Source organism: Leucobacter sp. UCMA 4100, from assembly GCF_027853335.1.
Classification (GTDB): Bacteria; Actinomycetota; Actinomycetes; order Actinomycetales; family Microbacteriaceae; genus Leucobacter_A.
On record NZ_JAFEUS010000002.1, the window covers coordinates 1,385,317 to 1,403,046 of the forward strand.

At 63.5% G+C, this 17,730-nt stretch carries 20 protein-coding genes; 6 read left to right on the forward strand and 14 right to left on the reverse strand.

Features of this window, described 5'->3' with window-relative positions; genetic code table 11:
* The first annotated feature begins 57 nt into the window (after positions 1 to 57).
* Together JSO19_RS06550 and JSO19_RS06555 are read left to right on the forward strand one after the other, a co-directional pair.
* A complete protein-coding gene (locus JSO19_RS06550) occupies positions 58 to 891 on the forward strand; it encodes a MetQ/NlpA family ABC transporter substrate-binding protein (RefSeq protein ID WP_270910553.1) in 834 nt (277 codons plus the stop codon).
* 76 nt (positions 892 to 967) lie between these two features.
* Positions 968 to 1,786, forward strand: a complete 819-nt coding sequence (locus JSO19_RS06555; protein ID WP_270910554.1) for a MetQ/NlpA family ABC transporter substrate-binding protein — start codon at positions 968 to 970, stop codon at positions 1,784 to 1,786.
* Between the two features lie 64 nt (positions 1,787 to 1,850).
* Here the strand turns inward: JSO19_RS06555 and JSO19_RS06560 are convergent, their stop codons facing one another.
* From JSO19_RS06560 to JSO19_RS06585, 6 genes are all read right to left on the reverse strand, one after another.
* The gene (locus JSO19_RS06560; protein WP_270912107.1) at positions 1,851 to 2,498 is read right to left on the reverse strand and encodes a DUF4166 domain-containing protein; all 648 of its coding nucleotides are present in this window, start codon (positions 2,496 to 2,498) and stop codon (positions 1,851 to 1,853) included.
* Positions 2,498 to 3,184 (reverse strand): DUF4166 domain-containing protein, encoded by a 687-nt coding sequence (locus JSO19_RS06565; protein ID WP_270910556.1) that lies wholly within the window; start codon positions 3,182 to 3,184, stop codon positions 2,498 to 2,500. The genes JSO19_RS06560 and JSO19_RS06565 overlap by 1 nt, the downstream gene beginning before the upstream one ends.
* A complete protein-coding gene (locus JSO19_RS06570) occupies positions 3,177 to 3,839 on the reverse strand; it encodes an SRPBCC family protein (protein ID WP_270910558.1) in 663 nt (220 codons plus the stop codon). The genes JSO19_RS06565 and JSO19_RS06570 overlap by 8 nt, the downstream gene beginning before the upstream one ends.
* 40 nt (positions 3,840 to 3,879) lie before the next feature.
* Positions 3,880 to 4,944, reverse strand: coding sequence for an inositol-3-phosphate synthase (locus JSO19_RS06575; RefSeq protein WP_442915710.1), 1,065 nt, complete (start codon positions 4,942 to 4,944; stop codon positions 3,880 to 3,882).
* 85 nt (positions 4,945 to 5,029) lie between these two features.
* On the reverse strand, positions 5,030 to 5,797 hold the full coding sequence (locus JSO19_RS06580; RefSeq protein ID WP_270910562.1) for a PIG-L deacetylase family protein: 768 nt from the start codon (positions 5,795 to 5,797) through the stop codon (positions 5,030 to 5,032).
* Complete coding sequence (locus JSO19_RS06585; RefSeq protein ID WP_270910564.1) at positions 5,794 to 7,263, reverse strand: CCA tRNA nucleotidyltransferase; 1,470 nt, start codon at positions 7,261 to 7,263, stop codon at positions 5,794 to 5,796. Before JSO19_RS06585 ends, JSO19_RS06580 begins: the two co-directional genes overlap by 4 nt.
* Positions 7,264 to 7,331: 68 nt before the next feature.
* Here JSO19_RS06585 and JSO19_RS06590 point away from each other — a divergent pair, with 68 nt between their 5' ends.
* Positions 7,332 to 9,614 (forward strand): DUF6049 family protein, encoded by a 2,283-nt coding sequence (locus JSO19_RS06590; RefSeq protein WP_270910566.1) that lies wholly within the window; start codon positions 7,332 to 7,334, stop codon positions 9,612 to 9,614.
* A gap of 13 nt (positions 9,615 to 9,627) precedes the next feature.
* Here JSO19_RS06590 and JSO19_RS06595 read toward each other — a convergent pair whose 3' ends face one another.
* On the reverse strand, positions 9,628 to 10,848 hold the full coding sequence (locus JSO19_RS06595) for a RimK family alpha-L-glutamate ligase (RefSeq protein WP_270910568.1): 1,221 nt from the start codon (positions 10,846 to 10,848) through the stop codon (positions 9,628 to 9,630).
* Positions 10,849 to 10,871: 23 nt separating this feature from the next.
* Between JSO19_RS06595 and JSO19_RS06600 the strand changes: the two genes are divergently transcribed.
* The 3 genes from JSO19_RS06600 to trxA all read left to right on the forward strand — a co-directional run bounded on the left by JSO19_RS06600 (position 10,872) and on the right by trxA (position 12,733).
* The gene (locus tag JSO19_RS06600) at positions 10,872 to 11,363 is read left to right on the forward strand and encodes an ATP-dependent zinc protease family protein (RefSeq protein ID WP_270910570.1); all 492 of its coding nucleotides are present in this window, start codon (positions 10,872 to 10,874) and stop codon (positions 11,361 to 11,363) included.
* Positions 11,364 to 11,426: 63 nt separating this feature from the next.
* The gene (trxB, locus tag JSO19_RS06605) at positions 11,427 to 12,353 is read left to right on the forward strand and encodes a thioredoxin-disulfide reductase (RefSeq protein ID WP_270910572.1); all 927 of its coding nucleotides are present in this window, start codon (positions 11,427 to 11,429) and stop codon (positions 12,351 to 12,353) included.
* A gap of 56 nt (positions 12,354 to 12,409) precedes the next feature.
* Positions 12,410 to 12,733, forward strand: a complete 324-nt coding sequence (trxA, locus tag JSO19_RS06610) for a thioredoxin (protein WP_270910574.1) — start codon at positions 12,410 to 12,412, stop codon at positions 12,731 to 12,733.
* Between the two features lie 55 nt (positions 12,734 to 12,788).
* Here the strand turns inward: trxA and JSO19_RS06615 are convergent, their stop codons facing one another.
* From JSO19_RS06615 to yidD, 7 genes are read right to left on the reverse strand one after another with little or no spacing between them, the layout of a single operon-like run.
* Complete coding sequence (locus JSO19_RS06615) at positions 12,789 to 13,259, reverse strand: SRPBCC family protein (protein WP_270910575.1); 471 nt, start codon at positions 13,257 to 13,259, stop codon at positions 12,789 to 12,791.
* A 29-nt stretch (positions 13,260 to 13,288) separates the two neighbouring features.
* The gene (locus tag JSO19_RS06620) at positions 13,289 to 14,281 is read right to left on the reverse strand and encodes a ParB/RepB/Spo0J family partition protein (RefSeq protein WP_270910576.1); all 993 of its coding nucleotides are present in this window, start codon (positions 14,279 to 14,281) and stop codon (positions 13,289 to 13,291) included.
* Positions 14,282 to 15,190: a ParA family protein gene (locus JSO19_RS06625; protein ID WP_270910577.1), complete on the reverse strand. Its 909-nt coding sequence runs from the start codon at positions 15,188 to 15,190 to the stop codon at positions 14,282 to 14,284.
* Between the two features lie 8 nt (positions 15,191 to 15,198).
* Positions 15,199 to 15,861, reverse strand: a complete 663-nt coding sequence (gene rsmG / locus JSO19_RS06630; RefSeq protein ID WP_270910578.1) for a 16S rRNA (guanine(527)-N(7))-methyltransferase RsmG — start codon at positions 15,859 to 15,861, stop codon at positions 15,199 to 15,201.
* A gap of 52 nt (positions 15,862 to 15,913) precedes the next feature.
* Positions 15,914 to 16,408, reverse strand: coding sequence for a Jag family protein (locus JSO19_RS06635; protein ID WP_270910579.1), 495 nt, complete (start codon positions 16,406 to 16,408; stop codon positions 15,914 to 15,916).
* Positions 16,409 to 16,412: 4 nt separating this feature from the next.
* The gene (yidC, locus tag JSO19_RS06640) at positions 16,413 to 17,390 is read right to left on the reverse strand and encodes a membrane protein insertase YidC (protein ID WP_270910580.1); all 978 of its coding nucleotides are present in this window, start codon (positions 17,388 to 17,390) and stop codon (positions 16,413 to 16,415) included.
* Positions 17,391 to 17,729, reverse strand: coding sequence for a membrane protein insertion efficiency factor YidD (gene yidD / locus JSO19_RS06645; RefSeq protein ID WP_270910581.1), 339 nt, complete (start codon positions 17,727 to 17,729; stop codon positions 17,391 to 17,393).
* Position 17,730: the final 1 nt, after the last annotated feature.

Here is a 17,730-nt window from a genome sequence, read left to right on the forward strand (position 1 = left end):
AATCCTGGCGACGCTCCTCACCACCCCGCAACACCCACACCAATGAAGGAGATTCCCTTGAAGTTCTCACGCCGCCTCACCGCCGTGGGCGTCATCGCGATTGCGACCCTCGGCCTGAGCGCCTGCGCGCAGTCCGGCGATGCCGACAACAGCGACGACGCGAAATCACAAGACCCCGTCGTCATTCAGGTTGCCTCGTCGTCAACGCCCATGACCGACGTGGTGCTCGCCGCCGCCGAGGTCATCGAAGACGGCTACGAGGTGAAACTCGTCGAGACCTCGGGCGTCTTCACCCCGAACGTCATTCTCAACGACGGTGAGGTCGACGCAAACTTCATCCAGCATCCGCCGCACATGGAAGACTTCAACGAGGGAAACAATGGCACCCTCGCCGTCGTACAGCCCATCTACTACGTCGTGGGCGGCTTTTACGCGAAAGACCTGAAGTCGCTCGACGACCTCGCCGACGGCGCCAAGGTATCGATCCCGAACGACAGTAACCAGGGTAGGGCGCTCGGGCTGCTCGAGAGCGAAGGCCTCATCACGCTGAAGAAGGGCGTCGACAAGTTCGATGCCACGGTCGATGACGTCGAGAAGAACCCCAAGAACCTCGAGTTCATCGCGGTCGAGCTCGCAAACGCGAACGTCTCGTACGACGAGGCCGACCTCACCTACCTGCTCGCCTCGTACGCGCGCCAGCTCGAGCTCTTTCCCGACACCGACGCACTCGCAACCGATCAGGATGATCGCTTCGCGGTTTCGCTCGTCGCCCGCGAAGACAACGTCGACAGCCCAGAGATTGAGGCGCTAAAGCGCGCGTTCACCTCAGAGAAGGTGCTCGAGACGCTCGAAAGCTTCGACCAGCCCGCGGCCTTCACCCCCGCGAAGTAGTTCAAGCCTCCCGAGCCGATCACCATCCGGGTTTTCGGCGTTCACAACACCCAATCATCACTCAGCAAGGAGAACCATGACGTTCACAAGACGACTGCTCACCGTAGCCTCGGCCGCCATCATCGGCCTCGGCGTTACGGCATGTGGGGCCTCCGAGTCACCGGAGGCAGGGAAGTCAGGCGACGAGCCCGTCACGATTCGTGTCGCGGCGGTTTCAACGCCCATGACCGACGTCGTGCTCGCGGCAGCCGACTCGATTGAAGAGGGGTACGAGATCGAGCTCGTTGAGCTCGGCGACTACCCGATCGTCAACAACGCGATTAAGGAGGGCGAGGTCGACGCGAGCTTCTCACAGCACATTCCGTACATGGAGGAGTTCAACGAGGCTAACAACGCCGACCTCGTCGCGGTGCAGCCCGTATACGACGCCATCGTGTCGTTCTACTCGCGCGAGTTCCGCTCGTGGGAGGAGCTGCCAGAGGGCGCAAAGCTATTCATTCCCGAAGACACCTCAAACACGGGGCGCGCGCTCGACCTGCTCGAACAGGGCGGCGTGCTGAAGCTTGACCCGAAGGTTGAGCGCTTCGAGGCGGGCCTCGACGACATCGTCGAGAACCCGAAGAACGTCGAGTTCACCCAGGTCGGCTTCTCTGAGCTGCCGGCCGCATACCCCGAGGCCGACGCGGTGTTCATGTACTACGCCTTCGCGCGCATGATCGACCTCGACCCCGAGAAAGACACGATCGCCTCAGAGACCGACGGTCCCTTCACCATTCAGCTCGTCACCCGTGCCGAGCTCGAAGACTCTGACGAGATCGCCGCACTCAAGAAGGCGTTCACGAGCGACAAGGTTCGCGAGGTCACCGAAGAGTCGGGCAACACCCCGGCGTTCTAAGGCCCTGCGTCCAAGGCCCGGCGTCACGCACGCGCCCGGCCAACGCCCGCTTGGCCCGAGCAATTTACTGCTCGGGCCAAGCATCAAATGATCCCTCGTACTCAAGCACCGTTCCCAGCAACGGGTTGCGCACGCGGGCCGCAACCGTCTGCAGACCGCCACGCTCGTCATACCCGTGCAGCACGTGAACCGACACCGAGGCAAACGACGGAAGCCTCAAGCGCAGCCCCGCAAGCCGCAGCCAGGCCCGCTCCGACCACAGCACGAGCTCGCCCCGATCGGTCGCCGAACAGCGAAGCCTCAGCTCGACCCTGCCGGCACCCCCGAGAACGTTCGTGAGCGTGCCCCGGTCAGGGCCCACGAAGAGCTCGTCAACGAACCGCTGCTCGCCGCCCTCAAAGCAAAACACCCTCGTCGCCGTGAGCTTCGTCGCCCCGTCGGGCGTGAGCGACTGCTCGTTACGCACGAGAAACGGCACGTTTCGCCCGAAACCGGTCATGAGCAGCTCGGGCCCCACGAAGGGCCTCGCGATGAGGTTCAAGCGGCCAAAGCGACTGCCGGCAACCCGAAAGACGCCCTCGCCAACCACCACGCCACGCTCGCCCTCGGCCCCACCGGGCCCCTCGGCGTACTCCCGCACCTTCGGGTGCAACAACTCAGCTTGCGACCCCATGGCCTCAAGAAATACCGAACGCTCGCGCCTCTGCCGCATCACTCGCGCGCTTCCTCTCTCACGGGCTTCAACCGCGCCGGAGCGTCATCGCACTCGGGAAACTCGCACGTGAACTCGCCCCGGTACCCGAACAGCGCCCCCAAGAAGCGATTGCGCACCACCATGTCGATCACGTAGCACTGCCGCTCGTCATCGTAGAACTCCGTGAGCGAGGCATTGCCGCTGAACAACATCGGAAACGCGAAGGCCACGGGCCCCTCGTAAAAGCGCTGCGCACCCGAGGTGAGCCGCAGCCCACCGCGCTCATCAACCGCGAGATCGAGGTCGACCACGAGGTGCTGGTGCGTGCCGAGGTAGTCAATCACGCGGCGCTCTCGCTCGCTAAAAATCATCGTCGCGTCAAAACGGCGCTGCCGCCTCGGCGTGACCTGCATCGTGCGCACGAAGGTCACGGTCTCGCGCCCAAAGCGATCGAGATAGGGGTAGTTCTCAATGCGAAAGGGCACATTGCTGCCGGCCTCAGGAAACATGATGTTTCGCAGCGCACCAAACCGCAAAAAGGGGCGAACCCACCAGGCACCGCGACGAATCTCGAGCATCGTCCCCTCGCCGACGCACCCGTAGCCCGCCGCAAGGCCCACCCCGAAGCGCCGTCGCATCATCGGGTGCAGCCGTTCAAAGTCATCTCCCAGAGCGCGCTCAAACACGCCTCGCTGTTCAGCCATGGGCTGCTCCTTGATCGTCGTCAAGCCTCGCGAGAAGCTCGGGCGCCTCGCGCATCGAGGGCCGAGTCGTCCGACCCTCCGGCGCACTGCGGCAGGCCGAGGCTCGCGCCCGCGGCCCGCCGAACCAGCCTCGCAGCGGGCCGATCCGCTCGGGTAGGGTGCCAGCCTCAGCCCACTGTCTCAGGCGATCGAAGCTCCAGGCGGTGATCCACCACACCATGCGACGCACGATGAGCCGGTCGAGCACGCGCCCAACGGCACCAAAGCCGGGGGTGTAGTCGTAGCCGGTGATGAAACGCACGCCCTCGGCGGTGGGAACATAGCGCCAGTAGCCGCGGCCCGAGCGAAGCGGCGAGAACCAGCCATCGCTCTCAAACGTGAGCGCCGAGGTGCGCGAGCCGGCCGCGCCGAAGCGCTCGCCAGCCGAGACCCCCGTGCCGTGAATCGTCACGAGGGGGAGGGCGTCGAGCTCGTACCTGAACTGCTGCGCGCCGTCTTCGCGAAGCGTCGTCGGGATGATGCGCGAAAAGCGCGCGTCCCACCGCGTGTGCTGGGCGGGGTCTTGCGTGAGCTGCCACACGAGCTCGATCGGCGCGGCAATGTCGATCTCGATGTACAGGGCACGCGAGGCTCGTCGAGATGCAAAAGGCGCCATGGTGCGAGAATACCCGAACCATGGCGCCCTGTGCACGAAACTACTGGGCGAGGAACGCCTCAAGATCAGCGCGAGCCTCGTCGTCAGGCTGCTGCACCGCGGGCGACTTCATGAAGTACGCCGACGCCGAAGCGAGGGGGCCCTTGTGCCCGCGGTCGAGCGCGACCTTCGCCGAGCGGATCGCGTCGATCATGGTGCCAGCCGAGTTGGGAGAATCCCACACCTCGAGCTTGTACTCGAGGCTCATGGGTACGTCGCCGAAGCCGCGGCCCTCGAGACGCACGAACGCGAACTTGCGGTCTTTGAGCCAGGGCACGTGGTCGCTCGGGCCAATGTGCACGTCGTCGGCGTCGAGATCGACGTCGATGTTCGAGGTGACGGCCTGGGTCTTTGAGATCTTCTTCGACTCGAGACGGTCGCGCTCGAGCATGTTCATGAAGTCCATGTTGCCGCCAACGTTGAGCTGGTAGGTGTGGTCGAGGGCAATGCCGCGCGACTCCATGAGGCGGGCGAGCACGCGGTGCGTGATCGTCGCGCCAACCTGGCTCTTAATGTCGTCGCCGACAATGGGCAGGCCAGCGTCAACGAACTTCTGCGCCCACACTGGGTCTGAAGCGACGAACACTGGCACGGCGTTCACAAACGCGATGCCGGCGTCGAGGGCGGCCTGCGCGTAGAACTTGACGGCCTCTTCTGAGCCAACGGGAAGGTAGCAGGCGAGCACGTCAGCGCCCGAGTCTTTGAGCGCCTGCACCACGTCGACGACGGGGGCCTCTGACTCGGTCGACACGTCCTGGTAGTACGAGCCGAAGCCGTCGAGCGTGGGGCCGCGAAGCACCTCGAGGCCGAGGTTCGGCACCTCAGAGAATTTCACGGTGTTGTTGTGGCCCGACCAGATGGCCTCAGAGAGGTCTTTACCGACCTTCTGCGCGTCAACGTCGAACGCGGCAACGAACTGGAGGTCGCTCACGTGGTAGCCGCCGAGCCGAACGTGCATGAGTCCCGGAACCTGGGCGTCGTCGGCCGCATCGCGGTAGTACTCGACACCCTGTACCAGTGAGCTCACACAGTTTCCAATGCCCGCAAGAGCAACCTTTACACCCATCGACATCTCCCAAGTTTTCCTTGTGCTCGTGACTCTCATTAAGAAAGCCACCTTTTAGTGTAATACGACAGCCCTCGCGGGGCAGTCACGCATCTCCCAGTATCGGGGCTGCGCGAAGCATAAATCGCTCGACGCTCGCGATCGGCTCCCGCTGCCCACCGACGTGCTCGATCGTCTCGTCGTCAATGACGGTGAGCTGCGTCCCGTGCATGCGAAGCGCGCCGATCTTGCGATCGAGGCTCTCGGTGACGTCGTAGGCCTCGGCCGCTTCGTCGCTCGAGATCTCCCAGAACGGAACATCGATTGCCGCCGCTACCGCGCGCGCCGCCCGGTGGGCGAGAACGTGATCGGGGTGCCCGTAGCCACCCTCGTCGTTGTAGCTCACGATCGCGTCGCACTCGAGCGTGAGCACGCCGTAGAGCAGGTCGTTGATGAGCTCGGCTGCGGGGGCCTTCGTGAGCGCCTCGGCGCCGGTTTCGGCCGCGCTCACGGCCATGCCGTCGTCGCCCCATTCCATTCCCGAGTCTTCGTACACGCGTGGTTCCAGGCCGGCCTGGCGTGCGGGCGGCTCGCCGAGAAAGGCGTGGCCCTCGACGCCGAGCATGAGCATTGCGGCCTGCAACTCCTGCTCGCGGTGCGGCGCGAGTTGCGGAGTGCCCTGCAGCGAGGCGAAGGGGCCCGGGGTCACCTCGCCCCGCTCACCGCGGGTGAGAGTCACGAGGCCGGCGGGCTTTCCAGCCCCGCGAAGGGCAGCAATCGTGCCACCCGTCGCGATCGTCTCGTCGTCTGGGTGAGCGTGAACAAACACGACGCGCTCGGCGCCGCCAAACCAGGTTTCGGGGTGGTGATTCACGATGCTTCGCCTTCTGTCTCGGTGCTCTGGGCGTCGCCCGACTGTTGCTCGGCCCACCAGGCGATGAGCCGCTCTGCTGCGGCCGCTTCACCGATGGGGCCCTCGTCGAGCCGTAGGTCGAGCAAAAACTTGTAGGCCAGCCCGACCTCGCGCCCGGGAGCGATGCCGAGCAGCTGCATAATCTGCTGCCCGTCAAGCTCTGGCCGTACGGCGTCGAGCGCTTCTTGCTCGGCAAGCTCGTCAATGCGACGCTCAATGTCGTCGTAGGCGAACTCAAGCCGGTCGGCCTTGCGCTTGTTGCGCGTCGTCACATCGGCCCGCGTGATGATGTGCAGCCGCTCAAGCTCGCTGCCCGCGTCGCGCACGTACCGGCGCACGGCCGAGTCGCTCCACGCCTGGTCGCTGTAGCCGAAAAAGCGCAGGTGCAATTCGACGAGCTTCGCGACCTGCGCGATGGTCTCGTTGTCGAAGCGCAGTTCGCGTAGTCGCTTCTTCGTGAGCTTCGCACCGACGACGTCGTGGTGGCGAAAGGTCACCTGCCCCTGCTCGTAGCGCCTGGTGGCGGGCTTGCCGATATCGTGCATGACGGCCGCGAGGCGCAGGGTGACGTCGGGCCCATCTGGGCTCGACCCCCGCGATTTCTCAAGCGCGATGGCCTGCTCAAGCACCGTGAGCGTGTGCTCGTACACGTCTTTGTGGCGACCGTGGTCGTCTTGCATCTCGCGAAGCGCACTGAACTCGGGCAAGAATCGGTCGCACAGCCCCGTGTCGACGAGAATGCGCAGGCCGGCGACCGGGTCATCGGTCGAGAGCGTTTTCACGAGTTCGTCGCGCACGCGCTCCGCCGAGATGATGTCGAGGCGGTCGGCCATGTCGGTCATCGCCTTCGTGACCCGCGGATCGACGGCGAAGCCGAGCTGTGACGCAAACCGTGCAGCTCGCATCATTCGCAGCGGATCGTCGCTAAACGACTGCTCGGCTGATCCCGGAGTCATGATCGTGCCCGCGATGAGATCTTCGACGCCACCCGAGACGTCAACGAGGCGCATTTCGGGCAGCATGAGCGCGAGCGCGTTGATCGTGAAGTCACGGCGCACAAGATCGCCCTCGATGGTGTCGCCGAAGGCGACGACGGGCTTTCGCGAGTCTTCGCGGTACACGTCTGAACGGTAGGTGGTCACCTCGACCTGCTCACCGTGCACCCTCGCCGCAATCGTGCCGAAGGCACGGCCGACATCCCAGGTCTTTTGGGCGATAGTCTCGAGAATCTCACGCGTCTCATCGGGTCGCGCAGAGGTCGCGAAATCGAGATCGGTGACGGGCCTGCCAATGAGCGCATCGCGCACGGGCCCGCCGACGAGCGCACACTCGTGACCGGCCGCCGCAAACGCTTCGGCAAGCGCCTTCACCGGTTTCGACTCGGCAATTTCTGTGAGTGTTGCCATCGATTCTGCGAGAGAAAGCATGCGTCACAGCTTACTTGGCGTCGCTGTCAAAACCCATTTGTCCAGCGTGGGCTCCTAGACTTGATCGCATGCGTGCGGCCCTCACCACGATCGTCACTGCGGTTCTCCTCGTCTTTCCCGGAGTCTTCGCAGCATCAGCCGCACCCTCGGCGCAGCCGCGGGACGCACAGCGCGAGGTTCAGACTGAAGTGCGACCCGCGACCGATGACGACGCCGGCAGCGACGCCGAGGCCGATACCGAGGCAGATCCAGACGCCAATCGTGAGGGCGACGACCAAGCCGAGACCACCATCACGCTCAGCGCCGTGGCTGAATCGGCGTCGATGACCGAGTCAGGCGACCACACGTTCCTCGTCGAGGTTGCAAACCTCGGCGATGATCCGCTGCCCGCTGGCTCTGTGCAGGTTCGGATCTTGACCGACCCGGTCACGAAACTCGACGAGATCACCGGCGACACCGTCACCACCGAACCAGCCGGCCTCGCCGTCGCGACCATCGAAACCCCGATCATCGCGGCGGGGGAGCGCTTCGCATCAAAGGCAACCCCGGCCTCATCGTCGTTCGCGCTCAACGCTGAGAGCGCGGCAGGCGTGTACCAAACGCAGGTGAGCTGGACCGAAGCCGCAGAGAACAGCCCGAGCGACGGCCAACCCACCGAGAGCATCACACGCACCCAGCCCGGCACCCCGTTCGTGTGGAACGCCTCGAGCATCGAAGCACGCCTCAATCTCGCGACCATCGTGCCGCTCGTGTACCCAGAAACCGACACACCCCCCGTCACCCCAGCCGAGGTCGACCTCGCACTCGGTGATCACCGCTCAATCGAACGACTGCTCGACGCGGCAGAAACGGCCGGGTCGCTCGTTGCTGTCGATCCGCGCGTTGTCGGCTACGTGCGCAGCCTCGGCGCGAGTGCATCGCCCGCAACCCGCGAACTCGTCGACCGCATCACCTCGCAGTCTCTCGCGACCGCCGCGCTCGGCTACGCCGACGCTGACCCGGTCGCGACGGCGCTGCTCATGCCCGACGGGGCCCTCGAGCCAACGGGCCTCTCGTTTCTCGCGCGCCACTTCACCGAGCTCACCGAGCAGGCCGAGTCAGACTCTGCGCACAAGAGCCACGACCACTCGATCGCATCGCTGACCGATGGATCAATGCCTCCCGTGCTCGAAGAGCTCGTCACCTGGGATACGGCGATCGATGGTTTCGCTTGGCCCTCGGCCGCGAGCCTCAGCACCAAGGCCATCGAGGCGCTGGTCGCGCAGGGTCTCACGAACATTGTTGTGAACGGCGAAGACGCCGCTGGAGCGGCGCGGGGAACCCTCGGCGGTGCAACCCTGTACCGCTCAGAAGCGGCACTCGAAGAAACCGCAAGGGCATTTCTCGCAGCCGAGAGCGACATTGACAGCGCCGAGGCCGCGGCACTGCTCGCCTCGGTCACAGCCGTACTCGGGTCAAGCGCTCAAGAGGGCAAAGCGGCAGAGGCACTGCTCGCGGTCGACCGCGGCACCGCTGCTGGCGGAGAGTCGCTCGAGGCCCTCTTCACCGAGATGAGCCGCCTGCCGTGGGTGAGCATGACCCCCGTCGAAAACCTCACGCCCGGCACCGTGACGCTCACCGGTGAGGCAGACGTGCAGAAAGCGCTCGACCAGATGGCCGAGGCCGTGCGCTCAGAAGAGCGCGTCGTCGAATACTCACGCGTACTCGCCGAGCCACAGTTGCTCGTTGACTACCAGCGCGACCGACTCGCGAGCACCCTCGCCGTGCGGGGCCCCCTCTCGGGATCGGAGCCCGCGCAGGACGCGCTCGAAAACCGCATCGGGGTGCACCTCGCGGGCAACGAGCGCCTGCAGCAGGGCGTTCGCATCGTCGACACCGAGCACACGAGGCTGCTCGGCAGCACCTCAAACCTGCCCATTCAGCTGCGCAACACCCTGCCATTCGACGCCCGCGTTGCCGGCACCGTCTCGACCGGATCGGCCGCACTCATCGTGCAGAAGCCCAAGCTCGAGCCCACCGTGATTCCGGCCGAGAGCACCATCAACCACCTCGTGCCGGTGAAAAGCCGCGCCTCAAGCGGGCAAGTCGACCTCAAGGTACAGCTGCGCGACACCACGAAGGGCGAAGACATCGCCTCGACCACTTTCGAGGTGACCCTGAGCGGCCAGACCGAGACGATCGCGCTCACGACCCTCGGCGTCATCGTCGTTGCCCTCTTTGTCGGCGGGCTCTGGCGTTCAATCACTCGCAAGCGGTCGACCCCGAGCGACGAGCCCCTCGAGCCCGCTGCAGCAACAGCATCAGCCGAGCCCGCAGAACCGGCCGAACCCCAGGCCGACGCCGAACGCTAGCCGGTCGCGCGGCTCACAAATCTTCGGTCGATGAGGCCGCGTCGCCATACTCGTCGAGCGCGTCCTTCGGCAGCTTGTGAATGCGCTGCCGCCTCGCCGACCGTGCCGGAATGAGCGAGCGCATCTCTTCGAGCTTGCCGAAGCACAACAACCGGTCATCGTCTTCCAGCACCACGTGCTTGCGGGGGTTCGGAATCACCTGCACCCCGCGGTGCAGCGTGAGCACCGTGATGTCGCGCTCCCAAAGCCCCGAGTCGCCGAGGGTTTTGCCGATGAGTTCGGCCCCGGCGTGCACCTGCAGCTCAGCGACGCCGTACCCCGTCGAAACCGAGAGACGCTGCCGCACGTCGATCTCGGGAAACGCCACCTGATTCGAGATGAAGTCGATGATCGCGCCCGCGACATCGAGCCCCGTCGCCCGCTCGATGCCCTCGAGCCCCGGCGACGAGTTCACCTCCATCACGAGCGGCCCCTCGTCACCCTCGAGCATGTCAACGCCAGCAACCCTGAGGCCCATGATCTGCGCCGAGCGAACCGCGGCCTCTTCGTAGGCCGCGTCGAGCTTCACCGCCTCGACACTGCCGCCGCGGTGCACGTTCGAGCGAAACTCGTCGCCAGCCGCGGTGCGACGCATCGCCGCAACCACCCGATCGCCCACGACGAGCGCCCGAATGTCGCGCCCGGCGCTCTCCTGAACGAAACGCTGGATGAGCACGTTCTGGTTCGTCGAGTGCAGGGTCTCAATGATCGCCTCGGCCACCTTGACCTGCGGCGCGAGAATAACCCCGACGCCCTGCGTGCCCTCGAGCAGCTTGATCACGACGGGGGCGCCGCCAACACTCTCGATCGCCGGCTTCACATCTGCGCGATTGCGCACAAACGCGGTCTCGGGCATACCAATGCCGTGCCGCGCAAGAATCTGACTCGCGCGCAGTTTGTCGCGAGAGTTCGTAATGCCGTTCGACGTGTTGGGCGTGTACACGTCCATCTGCTCAAACTGCCGCACCACGGCCGTGCCAAAGTAGGTAATCGAATTGCCGATGCGGGGCAGAATCGCGTCGTAGTCACTCAGCTGCGATCCGCGATATCTGAGATCTGGCACCCCGCCCGCGAGATCAATGCCAAAGCGCAGGGTGTTGAGCACACGAACTTCATGCCCGCGGTCTTCGGCTGCCTGGCGCAACCTGCCGGTCGAGTACGACTGTGGAGCGCGAGAAAGGAGTGCAAGCTTCACGGGTATCCTGCCAAAATAGAAGTGTGACCAACCATACTCATTCAAGCACCTTCACCGGGTGGAGGGAATGGGTTTCAATGCCCAATATCTCGGTTCCCTGGATCAAAGCAAAAATCGATACCGGGGCCAGAACCTCAGCGCTTCATGCGTACGAACTCACCGAGTTTACACGCGCCGGGGCAGCCTGGGTGCGCTTTACCGTGCATCCTTTTCAGCACGGCGATTCGGGGGCGCTCAGGGTTGAACTTCCCGTGCACGACCGCCGCCTCGTGCGCAGCTCTTCGGGCCACGCCGAAGAGCGCATCACCGTGGTCACGAGCCTCGTGCTCGTCGGCCGCGTCATCGAGGCCGAAGTAACCCTCACCAACCGCGACGAAATGGGCTTTCGCATGCTCATCGGTCGCGAAGCCCTCGAGCAGGGATTCATCGTCGACCCGGCGGTCTCGTACCTCGGCGGCAAACCCGACCAAACCACCCTCGCGCTCAATAACGCAACCTCCAGCTCCCGGGAATAGTCCCGGCCTAGGATTGTTGTACAGAACGTGCGCAATAACAACGCAGTAAGCCAAGGAGACGGCATGCATCAGATGATCATTATTGGTTCAGGACCAGCGGGCTACACCGCCGCAATTTACGCGGCACGCGCAGGGCTTGAACCCGTCATGTTTGCGAGCTCTGTCGCTCCCGGTGGCGAGCTCATGAACACGACCGAGGTCGAGAACTTTCCCGGTTTTCCCGAGGGCATTCAGGGCCCCGACCTCATGCAAAAGATGCAGGAGCAGGCCGAGAAGTTCGGCATGAAGCTCGTGTTTGACGACGTCACCGCGGTTGATCTCGCGGGCGAGGTCAAGAAGGTCACGACGAGCGACGGCACCGTACACGAGGCGAAGACCGTGATTCTCTCGACCGGTTCGGCCTACCGTAAGCTCGGCCTCGAGAACGAAGAAGCGCTCACGGGGCACGGCATCTCGTCGTGCGCGACCTGCGACGGCTTCTTCTTCCGCGATCGCGAGATCGCGGTCGTCGGCGGTGGCGACTCGGCAATGGAAGAGGCGATCTTCCTCACCCGCTTCGCCTCAAAGGTCACCATCATTCACCGCCGCGAAGAGTTTCGTGCCTCGAAAATCATGGCCGACCGCGCGCTGCAGCACGAAAAGATCGAGGTACTCTGGAACACCGAGGTGCACGAGATTCACGGCGAGGGCCAGCTGACCGGCGTCACCCTCAACAACACGGTGAACGGCGAAAAGTCAGAACTTGCGATCGACGGCCTCTTCGTCGCGATCGGCAATGATCCGCGCGTCTCCCTCGTCGAGGGCCAGCTCGACCTCACGGCCGACGGCACCATCGCCGTCGAAGGTCGTTCGTCACGCACCTCGCTGCCAGGCGTCTTCGCCGCGGGCGATGTCATCGACCCGACCTACCGCCAGGCGATCACCGCGGCAGCGTCAGGCACCGCAGCAGCCCTTGACGCCGAGCACTACCTCTCGGCGCTCGACAACTAACCACCACCACGGCGGAGTCGCCCAGCGGCCCGCACCGCCTGAGTAAGGAGAACAACATGGCAAACACCGTAGACGTTACCGACAGCACGTTCGACGCGGTCGTACTCGCGAGCGACACCCCGGTGCTCGTCGACTTCTGGGCACCCTGGTGCGGCCCCTGCCGCATGGTGGGCCCCGTACTCGAAGAGATCGCGGGCGAGCGCGACGATGTTCGCATCGTCAAGGTCAATGTCGACGAGAACCCGCAGATCGCGGGCAAGTACCGCATCACGTCGATTCCCGCGATGAAGCTGTTCAAGGGTGGCGAAGAGGTTCACGAGATCATCGGCGCAATGCCCAAGGCCTCGATCGAGAACGAGCTCCAGCCGCACCTCGCCTAAGCGACGCAGGCAAAGAGAGCGCCCTTTCCCAGACCGGGGGAGGGCGCTCTTTCGTCTATCGGCCCGCTTGCGCTTCGCGCTCCGCGAGCGCACCAAGGCGGCGGATCGACGCCAGCAAATTCTCTGCTTGCGTGGCCCGCGCGCGGCGCATGCGTTGCTCGTCGCGCAGCTTCGTCCAGTCGTAGGTGTGCCGCACGAGCGTTGCCTCGCGCTCTCGTCCCGAGACGGGCTCGAGTTCCCAGCGCCAAAGATGTCCCGCCGGGGCTTCGCCCTGGGTCGCCGGGGCCCACGCGATGCGCTCACCCTCAACGAACTCGGTCACGAGGTTGTCTCGCACCGTGCCGTTGTGAATCTCCATGGCAAAGACGTCGCCCTCTTGGCGCACACGCTCCTGGCCTTCTGCAGCGACGAGATTGTCATTCCCGTCCCACTCTGGCTGCCTGGACGGGTTGGCGATGAGCTCAAAGATCGTCGCGGCTGGCGCCTCAATGACCGCCTCTGCTGTGATGATGTGCTGTTCGGTCACTGATGCTCCTTTGCGTCGTGGTGTGGCGTTTACTGGAAGCCGGGGTCGCCCAGCTCGTCGAGAATGCGCTTGAGATCGGCAATGGTCGCGAAGTCAATCGTGACCTGGCCCTTCTTAGCGCCCAGCTTCACCCTGACGGTCGTGTTGAAGCGATCACCGAGGCGTTCTGCGATGTCGTCGAGCTGCGCCTGCACGCCGCCGGCGCGCGGCTTCGGAAGCTTGCGCTTTGTGGCCTGCGACGAGGCCTCCTCGGCCTGCCTCACCGAGAGTCCCTCGTTGATGATCTTGTCTGAAAGCTTCTCCATCGCCTCGGCATCGCCGTCGAGCGAGAGGATCGCACGGGCGTGGCCAGCCGTGAGCACTCCGGCCGCGACCTTGGTCTGCACGTGCTCGGGAAGCTTCAGGAGGCGAATCGTGTTCGAAATCTGCGGGCGTGAACGGCCAATGCGCTTCGCGAGCTCTTCCTGCGTCGTGCCGAAGTCTTGCAAGAGCTGCTGGTACGCCGACGCCTCTTCGAGGGGGTTCAGCTGTGCGCGGTGCAGGTTCTCGAGCAGCGCGTCACGCAGCATGTGCTCGTCTTCGGTGCCACGAACGATCGCGGGGATCGTGCTGAGGCCGGCGCGATTCGATGCCCTGAAGCGACGCTCACCCATGATGAGCTCGTAGCGGGGCTCGCCCTTCTTCGTCGGTGCCGGGAGAATCTCTCGCACGACGACGGGCTGGAACACACCGAACTCGCGAATCGAGTGCGTGAGCTCTTCGAGGGCCTCCTCGTCGAACTCGGTACGCGGCTGTACTCGGTTGGGCACGATATCGCTGAGGTCGAGCGTCGTGAGCTGTGCGCCAGGAACCTCGCGCAGCTGCTGCTCGTCAACGACGGTCTGCGCAACCGACGTTGCCTTGTCTTCCTTCGCCGGAGCATCGCCAAAGAAGACGTCGACTGGGCGCTCCTCGTTGGGATCCTGCTGCGGAATGAGCGCACCGATACCCCGACCGAGTCCTGACTTCTTTTTCGCAGCCATTTAGGCTCCTTCCGGGTATAAGCGGGCGTATTCAGCAGCGCTCCGCTCAGCAATCTCTGCAGCAGCTTCGAGGTAGGCAATCGCACCCACCGATGATCCATCATAGGCGTGCACGGTCTCGCCGTGGCTCGGAGCCTCTGAAATGCGAACCGAACGGGGAATCATGGTCGTGAGCGTTTGCGTGGGGAAGAACCCGCGCACCTCTTCAGCGACCTCGTTTGAGAGGTTGGTTCGCGAGTCGTGCATCGTGAGCAGAATCGTTGAGACGTGCAGCTGTGGGTTCAGGTGCTGCTCAATGAGCTCAATGTTGCCGAGCAGCTGGCTGAGCCCCTCGAGCGCGTAGTATTCGCACTGGATGGGAATGAGCACTTCTTGCGCCGCGACAAAGGCGTTCACCGTGAGCAGCCCGAGCGATGGCGGGCAGTCGATGAACACGTAGTGGTACATCTCGTCGCTCTGGCTCAAGAACTCAGCGAGTGCCTTCCGCAGGCGCTGCTCCCTCGCGACGAGAGAAACAAGTTCAATTTCGGCTCCCGCGAGGTTAATCGTCGAGGGCACGCACATGAGGTTCTCATGGTCGGTGGTCTGCTGCACTGTGTCGCCAAGCTTCGCCTCGCCGAGCAACACCTCGTAAATGCTCGTGATGGTCGGGTCATGCTCGACTCCGAGCGCGGTCGAAGCATTACCCTGCGGATCAAGATCGATAACGAGCACCCGGGCGCCTCGCCTCGCGAGGCCAGATGCCAGGTTCACGGTCGTCGTGGTTTTCCCCACGCCGCCCTTCTGGTTCGAGACGGTCATGACGCGCGTGTGGTCGGGGAGTGGTGATGTCATCGATTCAAGCCTGCGTTTGCGCCGCACCTTGTCGACGAGCTGATCGCCCAGTAACGCGTTTTTTGGCTGCGTCATGATCTCCTCTAGCTCTGCGTACGAACACGTTCTACTGTAGCCCGAAACACTCGTGTGGTCTCGTCAAGAATGCCCTCGCCAAGAATCTCGACGCTGGGCCTGCGCATCTTGAACTTCGAAAGCTGTTTTTTGGCGGCTTCGATCTCGGCATCAACGCCGGTTCCCTTAAGGAAGATCATCTCGCCACCATCGCGCAGCAGGGGAGCGGTGATGGGAACAAGCTTGCGCAAAGCGGTCACGGCCCTCGCGGTCACCACGTCAACCTCGAACGCGTCGTGGTACTCCTCGGCACGTCCTCGCAGCACCTCGGCATTCGTGAGGCCGAGCGCTTCGATCTGCTCGTTAAGCCAGACGCAGCGGCGCTCCATCGGCTCAATGAGTCGAAACTGCACGTCAGGCCGAACAATTGCGAGCACGAGGCCGGGCATACCGCCGCCGGTACCAATGTCGGCGACCCGCTGTCCTTCCTGGAGCAGTGGCGCCATGATCGCAGAGTTCAGCACGTGTCTCGTCCATAACCGCGGGAGCTCGAGCGGCCCGATGAGCCCGAGCAGCTCACCCTTCTCGGCAAGAGCGTTCGTGAAGGCGCGCAAGACCTCGATCTGCTCACCGGCAAGTTCACTTGCGGCGGCAGGCTCAGCCTCAAGCTCAAGGCGCTGCTCATCACTCATACCGTGCTGCACTCTCTCTGAAGTTTCACGTGAAACGTTTGCGGTTTACGGTTTACGCTGCTGCGCTAATGACGAGACGACGACCGCGTCCCTCACCGTGCGACTCAGAGTGGTAGCCACGCTCGGCAACGTAGTCGTGCACAAGCTTGCGCTCGTATGATGACAGCGGATCCATCGCAACCTCATCTTTGCCAGCGGCAACCTGTGCGATCGCGTGATCGGCCAGCTCCCGCAGCTCGGTCTCGCGCGCTTCGCGCGAACCGGCGACATCGAGAATGAGTCCCGAGAAATCACCGGTTTTGCGCTGAACCGCGAGGCGGGTGAGCTCCTGCAACGCCTGAACCACCTCGGAGTTTGCGAGCTTCTCGAGATCAGCACCGCCACCGTTGATGGAAACATAGGCGCGGTTATTCTTCACCTCGAGGTCGAGATCACCGTCAAGGTCGGCAAGGTCGAGAAACTCTTCGATGTAATCAGCGGCGTGATCGCCCTGCGCCTCGAGCTCTTCGAGCGAGAGGGCAGAGGTCTGATTCGTTGCATTCGTCATGTCGCTACTTCTTCTTTTTCTTAGCGCGCTTTGCGCTGATGGGCTGCTGACGTTGGCCGGCCTGCTGCTGGCGTGCCTCTTCGGCTTCGATGACCTGCAGCTCTTCCTCGGTGAGCTTGCCCTTCTTGCGCAAGCGCTCCTGGCGAAGGCGGAAGGCCTCGGTGCCCGGGGTAGGCATGTTACGAATCACGATTGCCTGCTGCGCCATGGTCCACATGTTCGAGCTGAACCAGTAGATGTTCAGGGCGAGCGGGAAGACGAGGCCCGAGAAGAGGAATGCGAAAGGAATGATGTAGAGGAGCATCTGCTGCTGGCGGTACATCGAGCTCGACTTCGTCTCGTCTGAGACGTTCTTCGACATAATCTGCTTCTGTGTGAAGAACTGCGAGGCAATCATGAGCACCATGATGATGCCGAGAAAGATCATGACCTGGATCGGGCCGTCGTTCCAAGCCTGGGTGAAGGTCATCTTGACCGGAGCACCCCAGATGGTGGCCTGGTTGAAGCTGTCGGTGAGCTCCTGGCTCATGAGGCCAATACCGGCCTGAGGTGAGCCCGAAGAGCCGGTGTTACTCACGCCTGATGCGGTACGGAGCACGTAGAAGAGCGAGAAGAAGATGGGCATCTGCAGCAGCATCGGCAAGCACGAAGCCATAGGGTTTGTGCCGTGCTTCTTGTACAGGGCCATGGTCTCGCGGCTCATCGCTTCACGCGAGAACTGGTCAGTCTTGCCCTTGTACTTGGCCTGAATCTTCTTAACCTCGGGCGCGATCTCCATCATCTTGCGCTGCGACTTGATCTGCTTAACGGTGACGGGAATCAGCGCTGATCGCACAACCACCACAAGGCCAATAATCGACAGTACCCATGCGGCGCCGCTGTCGGGGTCGAGCCCGAGCGTGGTGAACAAGCCGTGCCACGCTACGAGCACCAGCTCGACGAGCCAACGCAACGGCCACAGAATTGTCTCGATGAAATTCATTTAACGGGTTTTGCCCTTCTGCATCATTGATTCGTTCGCTTCAGGTGAGCGCCAAACGACGAATCCATACCGGTTCAATACTAGTTGTCTATTCCTGTGGGGTGGCGGATCATCAACACCACCCGAACTCCACGGGTTACAGCGAAGCAAGCGCCATATCGTGCGCACGCTTCCCTCGATAAAGCCACGCTGCTGAAATACCTCGAGTGCGTACCGGGAGCATGTCGGCCAGTAGCGGCACACCTCGCCGTACAGCGGCGAGATGAACTTGCGATACCCCTTCATGAACGCGATTGCGAGATTGCGGGGCAGGAGCCAGACGGCCACGAGGTACCGCATG

Coding starts and splice junctions, on each gene's coding strand:
- JSO19_RS06555 (WP_270910554.1), top strand. CDS start 968: ATGACGTTCACAAGACGACTGCTCACCGTAGCCTCGGCCGCCATCATC.
- JSO19_RS06560 (WP_270912107.1), bottom strand. CDS start 2,498: ATGCGGCAGAGGCGCGAGCGTTCGGTATTTCTTGAGGCCATGGGGTCG.
- JSO19_RS06565 (WP_270910556.1), bottom strand. CDS start 3,184: ATGGCTGAACAGCGAGGCGTGTTTGAGCGCGCTCTGGGAGATGACTTT.
- JSO19_RS06570 (WP_270910558.1), bottom strand. CDS start 3,839: ATGGCGCCTTTTGCATCTCGACGAGCCTCGCGTGCCCTGTACATCGAG.
- JSO19_RS06575 (WP_442915710.1), bottom strand. CDS start 4,944: ATGGGTGTAAAGGTTGCTCTTGCGGGCATTGGAAACTGTGTGAGCTCA.
- JSO19_RS06585 (WP_270910564.1), bottom strand. CDS start 7,263: ATGCTTTCTCTCGCAGAATCGATGGCAACACTCACAGAAATTGCCGAG.
- JSO19_RS06590 (WP_270910566.1), top strand. CDS start 7,332: ATGCGTGCGGCCCTCACCACGATCGTCACTGCGGTTCTCCTCGTCTTT.
- trxB (WP_270910572.1), top strand. CDS start 11,427: ATGCATCAGATGATCATTATTGGTTCAGGACCAGCGGGCTACACCGCC.
- trxA (WP_270910574.1), top strand. CDS start 12,410: ATGGCAAACACCGTAGACGTTACCGACAGCACGTTCGACGCGGTCGTA.
- JSO19_RS06620 (WP_270910576.1), bottom strand. CDS start 14,281: ATGGCTGCGAAAAAGAAGTCAGGACTCGGTCGGGGTATCGGTGCGCTC.
- JSO19_RS06625 (WP_270910577.1), bottom strand. CDS start 15,190: ATGACGCAGCCAAAAAACGCGTTACTGGGCGATCAGCTCGTCGACAAG.
- rsmG (WP_270910578.1), bottom strand. CDS start 15,861: ATGAGTGATGAGCAGCGCCTTGAGCTTGAGGCTGAGCCTGCCGCCGCA.
- JSO19_RS06635 (WP_270910579.1), bottom strand. CDS start 16,408: ATGACGAATGCAACGAATCAGACCTCTGCCCTCTCGCTCGAAGAGCTC.
- yidC (WP_270910580.1), bottom strand. CDS start 17,390: ATGAATTTCATCGAGACAATTCTGTGGCCGTTGCGTTGGCTCGTCGAG.
- yidD (WP_270910581.1), bottom strand. CDS start 17,729: ATGCGGTACCTCGTGGCCGTCTGGCTCCTGCCCCGCAATCTCGCAATC.